This window comes from Pedobacter sp. R-06, from assembly GCF_049913135.1.
Classification (GTDB): Bacteria; Bacteroidota; Bacteroidia; order Sphingobacteriales; family Sphingobacteriaceae; genus Pedobacter.
Window position 1 is genome coordinate 5,146,936 of the sequence record NZ_CP183977.1, and the last position, 14,145, is coordinate 5,161,080.

At 38.2% G+C, this 14,145-nt stretch carries 9 protein-coding genes; all 9 read left to right on the top strand.

The genetic code is table 11. The annotated features are described in order from the left end of the window. Positions 1-260: 260 nt before the first annotated feature. The 9 genes from ACN9MR_RS20725 (at position 261) to ACN9MR_RS20765 (ending at position 14,126) form a co-directional block, all read left to right on the top strand. Entirely contained in the window at positions 261-2,699 is a 2,439-nt protein-coding gene (locus tag ACN9MR_RS20725; protein ID WP_426326428.1) for a TonB-dependent receptor domain-containing protein, read from the top strand. A 25-nt stretch (positions 2,700-2,724) separates the two neighbouring features. Continuing rightward, entirely contained in the window at positions 2,725-5,142 is a 2,418-nt protein-coding gene (locus ACN9MR_RS20730) for a TonB-dependent siderophore receptor (protein WP_426326429.1), read from the top strand. A 61-nt stretch (positions 5,143-5,203) separates the two neighbouring features. Further along, positions 5,204-5,914: a DUF4198 domain-containing protein gene (locus ACN9MR_RS20735; protein WP_426326430.1), complete on the top strand. Its 711-nt coding sequence runs from the start codon at positions 5,204-5,206 to the stop codon at positions 5,912-5,914. Between the two features lie 76 nt (positions 5,915-5,990). Beyond that, complete coding sequence (locus tag ACN9MR_RS20740) at positions 5,991-7,196, top strand: PepSY-associated TM helix domain-containing protein (protein WP_426326431.1); 1,206 nt, start codon at positions 5,991-5,993, stop codon at positions 7,194-7,196. A gap of 23 nt (positions 7,197-7,219) precedes the next feature. Further along, complete coding sequence (locus tag ACN9MR_RS20745) at positions 7,220-8,158, top strand: DUF6607 family protein (protein WP_426326432.1); 939 nt, start codon at positions 7,220-7,222, stop codon at positions 8,156-8,158. Positions 8,159-8,688: 530 nt separating this feature from the next. Then, entirely contained in the window at positions 8,689-9,828 is a 1,140-nt protein-coding gene (locus tag ACN9MR_RS20750) for a M28 family metallopeptidase (RefSeq protein WP_426326433.1), read from the top strand. Positions 9,829-10,007: 179 nt separating this feature from the next. Continuing rightward, on the top strand, positions 10,008-10,898 hold the full coding sequence (locus ACN9MR_RS20755) for a hypothetical protein (protein WP_426326434.1): 891 nt from the start codon (positions 10,008-10,010) through the stop codon (positions 10,896-10,898). A 5-nt stretch (positions 10,899-10,903) separates the two neighbouring features. Further along, positions 10,904-11,083 carry a DUF5694 domain-containing protein gene (locus tag ACN9MR_RS20760; protein WP_426326435.1) on the top strand — a complete coding sequence of 60 codons (180 nt, stop codon included), beginning with the start codon at positions 10,904-10,906 and terminating at the stop codon, positions 11,081-11,083. Between the two features lie 268 nt (positions 11,084-11,351). Beyond that, positions 11,352-14,126 (top strand): outer membrane beta-barrel protein, encoded by a 2,775-nt coding sequence (locus ACN9MR_RS20765; protein ID WP_426326436.1) that lies wholly within the window; start codon positions 11,352-11,354, stop codon positions 14,124-14,126. The last annotated feature ends 19 nt before the right edge of the window (positions 14,127-14,145 follow it).

The following is a 14,145-nucleotide window of genomic DNA, read 5'->3' on the forward strand; positions in this document are numbered from 1 at the left end:
TCATATTTTTCAATCATTTTCGGAATACATTCTGCTAATTAATTAGCATATGAATTTTATATTAAAAATTTGAAAAAATCTAAGCATAGTTGCCACTAAAACGTTAAACTAATCTTTTAGTAATCCCTAATCGTCAAATCGAAAATCTCCATAAACATATATCATTTCATACTATTTAGAATAATTCAAAATAATTTGGATAATAGGATTTTCTATCGTTATTTTGCGACTGTTTAGAATTAATCCAAATAAATACTATCATGCTTAAAATCAAACTTTTCAGTTTAACATTTCTCTTAACTTTTACCAGTATACTTTCCTTTGCCCAGCAATTTTCGACCATAAGTGGCACTGTTACCACTTCTGATGGTAAACCTGCTGCTTACATTTCGGTTGGTTTAAAAGGAAAAAGCCTGGGGAATGTAACCAACGAAAAGGGTATTTTCGAAATCCAGAGAGTTAAACCAGGATCTTATACCTTAAGGGTATCGGCTGTTGGTATCCAAAATATAGAAAAGCCAGTAGTTATTACCGCTGGAGACCACAAAACTGTCGATTTTGTAATCAACCAAAATTCAAATCAGCTTAATGAAGTAAATATTAACCAGGGCGTAAATAAGTATATCGCTAAGAAAAGTGAATTTGTTTCAAAAATGCCCCTAAATAATTTGGAAAACCCTCAGGTTTATACCACAATTACGAAAGAAACAATGGCCGATCAGCTTGTATTTTCGGTTGATGATGCAACCCGTAATGCAACCGGTGTTCAAAAAATGTGGGAAGCAACCTCCCGTGGAGGTGATGGTGGTGCTTATTACGCATCAAGAGGTTTTATTGTACAGGCTAAACTGAGAAATGGAATTGCTGGTAACGTAACCGGCCGCAACGATGCTGCTAACTTAGAAAATGTAGAGTTTATTAAAGGCCCATCTGCTACCTTATTCGGTAGTACATTAACCTCATATGGTGGTCTAATTAACCGCATAACCAAAAAACCTTTCGAAGGAATGGGAGGTGCGGTAAGCTTTTCGACAGGTAGCTACGATTTTAACCGGGTTAGTACCGATTTCAATTTTCCTGTTGATAAAGATAACCACATTTATGCCCGGTTAAATACGTCTTACAATTACAAAGGTTCTTTCCAGGAGAATGTTTACGATAAAGGTTTCTTCATTGCACCTAGCCTGTCATATAAAGTAAACGATAAATTAGACTTTGTTTTCGATGCCGAAATTGCCAATGGTACAAGCACCCTAAAACCTTTCGTTTTCTTCTATTTCCCCGTAAAAGACCTTGGTTTTGATAGGGCGGATCAATCTGGCATACCTTACGATAAGTCCTTCACCGCTGATGCGATGAAGCAGAAATACAACAGCTCAAACTTCTTCGGGCAGGCTAATTACAAGTTTAATGATAATTGGTCGTCTCACACCAGCTTTTCAAGCAATTATAGTTTTTCCAACGGCCGTGGCACTTATTTATTCTTAGTCCCAAACAATTATCCTCCATTGGGCAACCCAATGGCTGCACCAGGTGCCGATTTGATATCAAGAGCAGATCAATCAACCGATAACAGTAAGGTTTTTACGTATGAGGTACAACAAAATTTTAATGGCACTTTTAACTTAGGTTCGGTAAAAAACAGAATGGTTTTAGGCCTGGATTATTTACGTCAAAATTCCGATCAGTTATTTTATTCGATCGATACTTTTGATCTAACCAAAAAAGACGGAACTGGTGCCAACTACAATAATTTTACCGAAGCAAATTTAGCAGCATTTTATGCGGCACTTCCTAATGTCCCTAAATATCCATATAACTTCAAAACCAATACATACAGTGCTTATGTTTCTGATGTGATTAATTTAACAGATAGGTTAATCGCCTTAGCTGCCTTAAGAGTAGACAGGTTTGATAACAAAGGTAATTCTGACCGTGCAGGTTCGGCTCCAAAAGGTGCTTACAAACAAACTGTTTTTTCTCCAAAATTCGGTTTGGTATTTCAGCCGATTAAAGATCAGCTATCATTATTTGCCAATTACCAGAACGGCTTTAACAACTTAAACGGTATAGATTATCAAGGTAATGCTTTTAAACCAGAGCAAGCGAACCAAATTGAAGGCGGTGTTAAAACAAACATATTTAATGGCAAGCTAACAGGCGCTGTATCTTACTATTATATTAAAGTTAAAGATATTGTTAGGGGTTATAACGGAGATCCATCAAATCCAAATGCACAAATCCAGGATGGCAATAAAATCAGCAAAGGCATCGAAGCCGAAGTTATTGCAAACCCAATTAACGGCTTAAATATTATTGCAGGTTTCGCTTATAACGATAACCATTTAGAAAATGCATCGCCGGATGTAGAAGGCAGAAGAGATGCTTATTCGGCAGCACCCTACTCAGCAAATTTATGGATCAGTTATAAATTCAATGCAGGCTCGCTCAAAGGTTTTGGATTAGGTGCCGGAGGTAATTATGCCAGCGATAATAAAATTGTAAACAGTGTGAGTCAGGGCATATTTATATTACCTGCTTATGAAGTTTTCAATGCCTCAGTATTTTACGATCATTCAAGATTCAGGATCGGCGTAAAAGCAGACAACTTTACCAATCAAAAATACTGGACAGGTTACAGCACCATGAACCCTCAGGATCTGAGAACCTTCACTGGAAGTGTCACCTACAAATTCTAATTAAAAACACAATAAATATTAAAAAATGAATAAAATTAAAACCATTAGCTTAACGTTCTTACTCTCTCTCTTTAGCTTATTTTCATTTGCGCAACAATTTGGAACAATAAAGGGAAAGATTAGCACTTCTAATGGAAAACCAGCAGCCTTTATTTCAATTGGTTTAAAGGGCAAGGGTCAAGGCACTATATCAGATGATAATGGTTTATACACCATAAACCGCGTTAAAGCCGGAACTTATATAATTAAAGCTTCTGCAGTTGGCATCGACGCATCAGAAAAAAGCATTACGATCGTTGCAGGTGAGACTAAAATTATCGATTTCGTATTGAAAGAAAATGATCAGGCGCTGGAGGAAATTACGATAGCGGGGATTAATCAAAAATACAAAGTAAGCTTACCTTCTGCCACACTTAGATTAAACGAACCACTACTAGAGGCACCGCAAAACATTCAGATTGTAAGTAATAGTATCCTTAAAGACCAGCAGATCATTAGCATGAGCGATGGGTTGATTAGAAATGTAAGTGGTGCAGTTCGCCTTGAACACTGGGGAGATCTGTACACCAATATTTTAATGCGCGGATCGCAAATTCAGGCCATGCGTAATGGCTTCAATGTGGTTTCATCTTACTGGGGGCCATTAACCGAAGACATGAGCTTTGTTGACCATATTGAGTTTGTTAAAGGTCCTGCAGGATTTATGCTTGGCAATGGCGATCCAAGTGGAATGTATAACGTGGTGACCAAAAAACCTACTGGTTTAAACCAGGGTGAGGTTTCGTTTACTGCCGGTAGCTTCGATTTATACCGTACAACAATAGATCTCGACCATAAGCTAACAGCTGATGGTAAATTCTTATTCAGGTTAAACGCAGCTGCACAAAACAAGGGATCGTTTAGACCATTCGAACAAAATGATCGCTACAGTTTTGCACCCGTATTAAGTTATCAAATAACACCTGGCACTAAACTAACAGCAGAATATACTTTGCAAAATGCAAAAATGACCGAAGTAGGTTCTTATTACATTTTTAATACTGCCGGGTATGCCACCTTACCTAGAGATTTTACTTTAACACAGCCCGGGGTACAGCCTACCCGAATAAACGACCATAGTTTAACATTGAACCTAACACAACAACTAGGTCAGAATTGGAAATTAACCGCACAAGCAGCTTATTATAAATATTTACAAAATGGTTCAAGCTCATGGCCGTCGGCGATATATCCAAATGGCACCATTATTCGTAATGTTGGTATATGGGATGCCGAAAGCAGTATGAAATTAGCGCAGTTATTTGTGAATGGAACGGTTAAAACGGGAGGTATTGTACACCGCATTTTAGCTGGTTTTGATGGTGGCAAGAAAAATTATATGGCCGATTGGGGTCAGTCTCACGATTTAGATCTCGCCAGTTCTCCGTTTAATTTATACAACCCTAATTATGGCTTCCCATCAAACGGTTATCCAAACTTTGACCGTGTTACGCCATTAGAACAAAGGGCTATTGCAGCAGGAGGCTTAATGGATCAAAAATACCTGAGTGGTTATGTTCAGGATGAATTAGGTTTTTTTAACAATATTGTCCGCCTAACCCTTGCTGGCCGTTATACCTATGTTAACCAATCGGCCTATGGCAGTCCGGCAGACAAAGCAAAACACGTTACCCCCAGGGTTGGCTTAAGTGTATCGGTTGATAAAAACACTTCTGTTTATGCGGTTTACGATGAAGCTTTTACTCCACAAACCGGTTTTTTCCGGGATGGTGGTACCGCAAAACCAATTACAGGAAATAACAAAGAATTTGGCATCAAGAAAGATTGGTTTAACGGTCGTTGGAATACCACTTTATCTGTATACAGAATTACCAAACAAAACGAACTTACTGCAGATCCACTTAACAAAGCTGGAGAAACTTTCAGTATTGTAATTGGCGAAAAAAGAGCACAAGGTATAGAGTTCGATTTACGTGGAGAATTGGCTAAAGGCTTAAATCTAATTGCAAATTATGCATATACCGATGGTAAAGTAACGAAAGTTGCCGATGGAGTTTCAGGCGTTTTTGTTGGCCAGGTAGTACCAGGTTTTTCAAAGCATACCACTAATGCATGGTTAACCTATTCATTACAAAATGGCCCACTTAAAGGAGCAGGAATTTCTGGTGGTTTTACCTATTTAGCCGATAGGGCTGTAGGCACCTATAGCGGTGAAAATGCAAATGAAAATCTTCCTGATTATTTCAAATTGGATGGTGGCTTATTCTGGTCACATAAAAAAATAAAAATAACCGCCAATGTATTTAACATTTTAGACAAGTATCTGTATAGTGGTGCATATTACACCAACTACTGGAATGCTCCAACCTACGATCAACCAGCCTACTCATGGCAAGCCGAAGCACCAAGAAACTACAGAGTAAGCATAGCATATAAATTTTAATTAAACCAACCGGGAGAAGCTGGATCAGATCAGTCTCTCCTGGTTAAAAAAACCAGAAAACATGAAAACTAAAATCTCATTACTATTTTTCTTCCTAGCCTTTAGCATTTCGAGTGCATTTGCACATGCGTTATGGATAGAAACAGCCTCAACAGGCAAAAAAGGACAAGCACAGGAAGTGAAAGTTTTCTTCGGAGAATACGAAAGTAACGAACCTGATTCTGCCGCAAAATGGTTCAGCAACTTAAAAGAATTTAAACTGGTTTTAATCGCTCCGAACGGAACAACGAAGGTTTTAACCACCGTACCAGATGTACGTTTCTTTAAAGCAAGTTTCACTCCAGATCAGGAAGGTACCTATAAACTCTCTGTAGTTCACGAAGTAGCCGCCGTTTATGAAAAAGCTAAAATAGAATATTATGCCTTTGCAGATGTAGCTGTAGGAAACGCAAAAATTAACACGGCTTTCCCCATTACCGCAGCACTAACCATCAGGCCAGACAAACATGCCTTAAAAGTGGGTGAAACTTCAGTTCATCAGGTAATCTACAACAAAACACCTTTTGCAAAACAAAAGTTAACAGTTGTAAACGCTGAAAGAAAAGCACAACCTACTGAAACCGATGCAGAAGGAAAATTCACTTTCAAACCAGAACAAAAAGGAAATTATTTTCTGGAAGCCTTTACAGAAGATAAAACACCTGGAAAATTAAATGGAAAAGACTACGATAAAGTTTGGCATTTGGTAACCTACACTACTGAAGTTAAATAGTCCAAAATTTTATAATATTTAAAGCCAATTAATCTTAACAAAGGCTAATTGGTTCTTTTATTCATACAGCTCGCTAATGGCACTAACAAAAACATCAATAAAGTCAAAAAATAAAAAATCGCGATTACGACGGATCAGCGACTGGCTGCACCTGTGGCTGGGTATTGCATCCGGACTAATTGTATTCATGTTAGGCGTTACCGGATGTATTTATGTTTTTCAAAAAGAAATTACAGAACTCGTTCACCACAAGGAGATTTTTGTCGAAGTCCCATTAAATCCTAAAACGCTACCATTAAGTGTGCTACAGGCCAATGCCGAAAAAGCTTTGGGGAATAAAAAGAAAATCACCTTTGTTTCTGCTTATAAAGCACCAGAAAGGGCATGGGAACTTGGTGTTTACAAACCTGGCGATCCCAAAGCATTCTGGTATTTCGATTCTATCGATTATTATGATGTTGTGCTGATTAACCCTTATACCGGAAAAGTAACTTTAGTTTCCGATTATAAATATGAGTTTTTTGGGGTAGTTAAAATGATCCATTGGAGTTTGTTGATCAATCACCCCATTGGTCAGCAGATTATCGGATGGTCTACCTTCATTTTTGTATTTCTCCTCATTTCTGGAATGGTGATGTGGTGGCCTAAAAACCTCAAAAAATCAAACTTCGATAAGAGCTTTAAAATAAAATGGAAGGCCAAGTTTAAACGCATTAATTACGACATGCACAATGTGCTGGGTTTTTATGTAATGCTGATCTGCCTAATGCTGGCCTTAACTGGTCTGGTTTGGGCATTTCAATGGTTCCAAACTACAGTTTACGTAGTAGCATCGAGAAGTACAACGCCTCCAAAAGTGATAGAAGTTAAATCAGATTCAACCAAAACCATTACTGCAATTCCTTTTGATATTGCTTTTGAGCAAGCCAAAAAAATATTTAAAAATGAAGATCGCATTGCCATGTCGCCTGCCAATGGCGGTTCGGCAACCATTTACGCCACAGGATACCGGGGCAAGGAAACGTTTTGGAATTACGACGTACTTCAGTTCGATCAGTATTCCGGCAAATTGTTGCATAGAACAAACCAATCAGAAAAAAATGGTGGTGAAACTGTAATTGGCATGAACTACGATATCCATGTAGGTGCCATTTTAGGATTGACCGGAAAAATAATGGCATTTTTTGCAAGCTTGATTGCAGCAAGTTTACCCATAACCGGATTCATCATCTGGTGGGGGAAAGGAAAAAAGAAAAAAAATACCGCAGCGGCGGAAAGCTAAATACACCCTAATTAATAATAAAAATGAAATTTTTAAACCTAATTTTAGTATTAACCGGTTTGATTACCCTTAATACTAATGCACAAACAAAAGTCGACTCTCCTGAAGAAAAACTAGAAAAGGATAGAAAAGCAATAAAATCGTTGGCTGGTTTTTATGAAGTGAATTTCAACTACGGTGAAGTTACCGCTCCAGATCCAAACTACAAATTCAGTAAGCCTTACGAAAGCCATGGCAACGAATGGGCAGAGATTATTGTTGATGAACCTAAAAGAATTGTAATTCAACACATGCTGGCCATTAACGATACCACAGTTATTAAACACTGGCGCCAGGACTGGACTTATGAGGATACCAACATTATGCTTTATACCGAAGGTAATGCATGGAAAAAAGGCAATTTAACACCGGCCGATGTAAAAGGAAAATGGACGCAAAAAGTTTATCAGGTTGATGATAGTCCTCGTTATCAGGGTTACGGAACCTGGAGCCACGTTGGCGGTCACGATTCTTGGTCAAGCGAAACCGACTCTCCACTACCAAGAAGAGAATCTACAGTGCGTAAAGATTATAATGTGTTAAACCGTGGCAGCAGAATTACCATTACTAAAAACGGTTGGATGTTTGAGCAGGACAATAAAAAAATTGTAAGATCTGCCAGTGGCGATAAACTTTTAGCTGTTGAAAAAGGTTATGAAGAATTTACAAAAATAGATCCTAAAACTTTTGCATATGCGCAAAAATGGTGGGCCAGCCAGCAAACTTATTGGGCAGATGTTCGCGGTGTTTGGGCTGATATTATTGGTTCGCAAAACACATTCAAAGTACAAACAATGGCAAATGGAAAATTGCTTTACGAAACACTTTTTAACCTGGGCGATCAATCTATTAAAGAAAAATGGACAGCAAGCCAGAACAAAGAAAAAATTAAAACAGCTTTACAGCCTTATTTGGCAAAGTAAAAGAATTGCTTTTATAGTGAGTGGTTGATGGTTAATGGCAATGGCCGGTTAACTGTCAACCATTTTTTGCATAAACCTTACAAGCGATAAGCCGTTTAAACTTCAAATTATTAACCGCCAATTGATAAGGGCGTTTCCCAAGCTACGCAAGGGCCGGGCTTTTCAGGGCTGCGCTGCACTCCGGTACCGGTGAAAACCGGCACAGACACCTTACAATCCCCAACGCAGATTTACAATATTACAAGCCCACAGGATTCAAAATATCCTGTGGGGCTTTGATTAGCTTCGTTTTTACACTTAAGAACTACAGGCCTAAGTTAAATAAACCTGATAGAACGGAAAGCCCGGAACGAGACACGAGTGAGGACTTGAAGTGATAGCAGGACTTTCGTAACCGAAGCACACAGAACCTTGATTTCCAAAAAAATATCGAGCCCCTAAGACACCTTAGCACAGTTATTATAGGGTTTAAGATTGCGCCGGTAAAAAAACACGAGGTTTGATAACAATTTAATTCACTAAATTTCGGGATGAAAAAATTTGGCTTTATTATCTTCCTGTTTTTAGCAATCAACACTTTCGCACAAGATTCTACTTATACCAGAAACGTAATAAATACCCTTACTTCAAAGCAATTTTGGGGCAGAGGTTATACCAAAGACGGGATGAAAAAATCTGCCGATTACCTTGCAGCGGTCTATCAAAAAATTGGCCTGTTGCCAATGGGTCAATCTTATAAGCAGACATTTAATTTCCCAGTAAATACATTCCCGGGAAAAATGATGGTGGCAATAAATGGTCAAAAACTTATCCCCGGTAAAGATTTCATTGTAAACAATGAGAGTCCCAGCGTTAAACAAAAAGCAGATTTAACCGGGGTTGATAGTCTTAATTATCAGGCATCTCCATCGTTAAAAATTTTATTAAAAGATAAATTAACCTGGTCTGTAGCCACAGAAGTTGGTGATTCAACAACGATCCAGATCAATAAAAAGAGCTTAACCACAATACCCAAAGAAATTAGCGTCGACATCGAAAATAAATTCATTCCAGAATTTCAGGCTGCCAATGTTTGCGGTTTGGTTAAAGGCACTAAATTTCCTGACTCCCTTTTAATCATTACCGCGCATTACGATCATTTGGGCGGAATGGGTGCAGAAACTTATTTCCCTGGCGCAAACGATAACGCTGCCGGTGTAGCCACTTTATTGAGTCTCGCCAAATATTATGCCGCCAATCCCCAACCCTACTCCATTGGTTTTATCTGTTTTGCTGGCGAAGAAGCCGGATTATTGGGATCGAGATATTTCGTAGAAAACCCTTTAATTCCTTTAGGCAAGATTAAATTCCTAATCAACTTAGATTTGGTTGGAACCGGTGAAGCGGGCATGACGGTGGTTAATGCATCCGTTTATCCTAAAGCATTTGCTTTGCTAAACACAATCAACAACCAAAATCATTATATCTCTAAAATAAGCTCCAGAGGTAAAGCAGCCAACAGCGATCACTATTTCTTTACCGAAAGTGGTGTGCCTGCATTCTTCATTTACACTCAGGGTGGTCCGTCTGCTTACCACGACATATTCGATAAACCTGAAACATTGCCGCTTACTGAGTATAAAGATCTGTTTAAACTGATCGTTGGATTTAACCAGAAACTGATGGAATAGTCTCATTTTTAGGATCAAAGCCTTAAATTGCTATTCGAACGCTTAATGCTAGGCCCTCAATGTCTCCAGCTTCCTTTTTACCGGTTGGGATAATATAATAAGCCATTGGGATAATTAAATATGGCAGCCAAGTGTGTATGCTCATCTTTGAATCAACAAAAACCAAAACAAGATTCATTATGAAAACTATACAAAAACTCAGCTTAGCATTTTTATTGTTAATCGCAGTTGCGGTTAAATCGAATGCCCAGAACCAAATCGAAATTGTTATAGTAGGCTCTGCCCACGACAATTCTAAATCGACACAAAACTTTCAGGCCATAATTGATAAGCTTAAGAACTTTAAACCCGATATGGTTTTTGGCGAATACCTTCCGCAAAGCGATTATGCCAATCTGGAAGAAAACAACTGGGCCAAAAAAGCATTTAGAAAAGGGCATGATTATATAGAAAAATTAAATCCGGTATCTCCCAAAAATATTGGTGCACAAATTAAAAATGACCAGAAAGCGCTCGCTAAATTTGCCTACTACCATAAAACCAGAATGGATTTGGCCGTTAATTATGCTAAAAACTGGGATAGGGGCAATGCCGATTATCAAATCTTTGTACTCGAAAATTACATGAAACAAAGCTTTGGCAAAGAAGAGCAGGTTGAATATGCAAAAATGTTCGGAAGTACCGATTCATTAAAGAAAAAAGGTTTCTGCAGACCTGGAAGTGAGTATAGCAAAATCTATTTCCCTCTTATTTACCAATTAAAACAAGATCGGATTTACAACATGGATTGCCAAACTTATGATAAACCATGGAGTGAAGCCTGGGGCAAAACAGATTCTTTATACAAAATTTTAATCAACAAAGCGAAAGCTGATAGCACCTCACAGGAAGCCGCTACCGTTAAAGCCATAGAAAAATATTGGGCTTACAGTGAAGCTGAAGCGAAGGTTTTCAATGCCGATCCATATGCAGGAATGAATACCGTGAAATACGGTGTATTGGATGAAGCCTGGAACTTTTATGGTGGCCGTCATTTTATGGTTACGCAGGTTTTCCGACCGAGACGGTAAAAGAGATGATTGCGCAATGGACTTTAAGAAACGAAGGCATGTGCAAAAACATCATCGATAAGGCAAAGGCAAAAAAAGCAAAAAGGGTTGTGGTAGGCGTTGGTGCCTCGCATCGCAAATGGATGGAAGAAATTTTAGCCAAAAATCCCGAAGTTAAAATCATCAATTATAACGACTTGTACTAAACTAATAATATGCGCTTTCTCAGCCCCACTGCACTAGCCTGGGGCTTTTTCTTTTTAGCGCTATGTAATTTTTTCGTTTAGTACTTGCAAAAACACCTTAAGGCAATTATTTTTACCTAAAAGATTAGTTGTTTTAGTTAAGTGCAACGTTTAGTCAACCAGTACGTCTATTAGATTTTTAGTCCATCACATTTTTTATATCGTTCATCACATTTATCTGTACCATAAAAGCATAGCGCCTAATTTTAGCTTGTTATTTAATACATCTATGAAGAAACTCTTACTTTCAATCGCCCTTACCTTAGCTATTTTTAATTTATTTGCACAAAAAAACGGAAGTATTACCGGAATTTTAGCCGATAGCGCCAATCACAAGACCACTTTAAATTACTCAACAATTTCGGTATATAAAGTTGGAGATAGTATATTGAGCACTTATAAATTATCGGATGATAAAGGCGTTTTTAAAATCAATGGCTTAACCATAGGTGTAAAATACCGTTTAGTGGTAACCGCATGGCAGTATGGAACATACCGAAAAGAGGTTGAACTAACTGCGGCCAATCCCGCATTAAATTTGGGCACCCTCTATCTCTCCGTTAAGGCAAATGACTTAAACGAGGTTGTAATTTCGGGAGAAAGGCCACCCGTAGTTGTACGTAAAGATACCATAGAATTTAATGCAGAATCCTTTAAAACCCTGCCATCAGCTGTGGTAGAAGATCTGTTAAAAAAGCTTCCTGGCGTTGCCATTGCAGCCGATGGTTCTATCCAGGTTAACGGTAAAGCAGTGAGTAAAATTTTAGTAGACGGAAAAGAATTTTTTGGTGGCGACCAGCAGATTGCGACTAAAAACCTTCCTGCCAACATTATTGATAAAGTGCAGGTGGTTGATGATAAACAGGCCAAAAGACGCGATCCGGATTTAACGGCAGCAGAAATCCCACAGATTATCAATTTAAAATTAAAAAAAGCGATTAAAAAAGGAGCTTTCGGCAAATTATATGCTGGCGGCGGTTTAAAAGACCTGTATCAGGCCGGTGGATTAATGAATTTCTTTAGGGATACCACACAGGTAAGTATTTTGGCTTATGGCAACAACATTAACCAGCCAGGCTTTAATCCCAACGATGTACAGCGAATAGGTGGTTTTAACCGAAGTGGCATTAATTCCATGATGATGAATTCTACAGGTTATTTCGAGTTTAACGGCATTAATTTCGGCGGCAGTTATAATGGTGTTCAGACATCTTCTGGAGGTGGTTTTAACTTTAACACCTTAACTAAAAAGGGGATCAAAATTAATACGCAATATTTCTTTGGCCGATCGGATAATCTTCTGGAGAAACTCACCAATACCAACCAAACATTAGGTACCGACAGGTTGATTACCAATGCCAGCGAAAACACCAATACACTGATATTGAAACATAATATAGGTGGAAAATTAGACTGGCAAATCGATTCTTTAACACAACTCACTATCGAGCCGGCAATTGTACTAAGTTCTAACAATTCGGTAAGCAAGGTCTCTTCTCGTAACAACAATGCGAATAGTCAGCTCATTAATGCCCTCGATAATCTGAATGACCTGAATACTTCAAGCAACAAATATCAGTTAAGGGCCGATTTTAGTAAGGATTTTAAAAAGGCTGGAAGAGCTTTCAATATAGGAGCCGATATTTCTGCAACCCCAAATCCCGTTATCAATTACAACAGAAGCACCAGTGTTTTTTACCTCACCCCGTCCACTTCAGAGATCGATCAGTTGAGAAATAATACTATCGATAACTTCAGGTCTTACCTCTACAGCAACTATACCGAACCAATCAGCAAAAAACTGAATTTTAAAGCAGATGTAAGCGGAAATATCATCAATAACGAAAATGCACTAAGCACTTTTTACCGCAATCCGGCTAACCAGCTGTACGATATTGCCATTCCCAATTTATCCCAAACAGTTAAACAGGCCGGTTTTAAAACCAATACGAACATCAGCCTTGGGTATAAAGTAACTAAAGATCTTTACCTTCAACCGGGATTGGTACACAACTATATTTCGTTAAACAACCGCTTTACCAATACTGTAGATATTAATCAGCGTTATAATTTTATGTGGCCAACCTTTCAATTAAAATATAAAATATTCCGCTTTAATTATTCGGCCCGTTTTACAGAGCCCAATGTAAGTTATCTTCAGCCAGTGGCCGACAATACCAATGCATTTTACATTAGAAATGGAAACCCAAATCTACTGCCCGCCCGTGTGCAGGGTTTAAGCATGAATATGTACAAATATGATCCTAAAAGCCTGATCAATTACAATTTATACGGTTACGGTAATTTCACAAAAAACGGCATTGTTAACGCTATTACCATTAAAGATGGTGTACAAACGGTTAACCCGGTTAATAAAAACGGTATTTATAATTTTAGTGGTGGGGCCAATATTTCGAAAGATTTCAAAAAAGATAAAACAAGTTTAAAAGTAGGTTTGGGTTTCTGGGCCAATTTTGATCATAGTCCGGTTATTGTGAATAACATTGAGAGCGATGCAAATGTGTTTTATGTAGGTCCTAATGGAAGTGTAAGGTTAAACCTGAACGATAAGGTAGAAATTAACCAGTCGTATTCGGTAAACCTGAATCGCAGCAGGTACGATGATAGCTATTACACTAACATTAGCTACAACACCCACCAAAGCACATCCGAACTGATTATCCGTTATCCAAAAAAACTGGTTTTCGAAACCAGCTATTCTTTAACCATCAATGATCAAAAAATCGCCCGATATAACAATAACATCAAATTCTGGAATGCTGCTCTCACTTACCTATTCATGAAAAACGATAGGGCGCAGTTAAAATTCTCGGTGAATGATATTTTGCAGAGCAATGTACGTAGGAACATCCAGATTACGGGCAACAGTGTTATCGATACGCAGAGTAATAACCTGGGCAGATATGGCATGCTCACCCTTACTTATAATATCCAAAACTTTGGCCAAAAAGTTGGTGGCAGACAAACGTTTTTTAATTTTTAATCCCGTGGTCTGTGTCTCC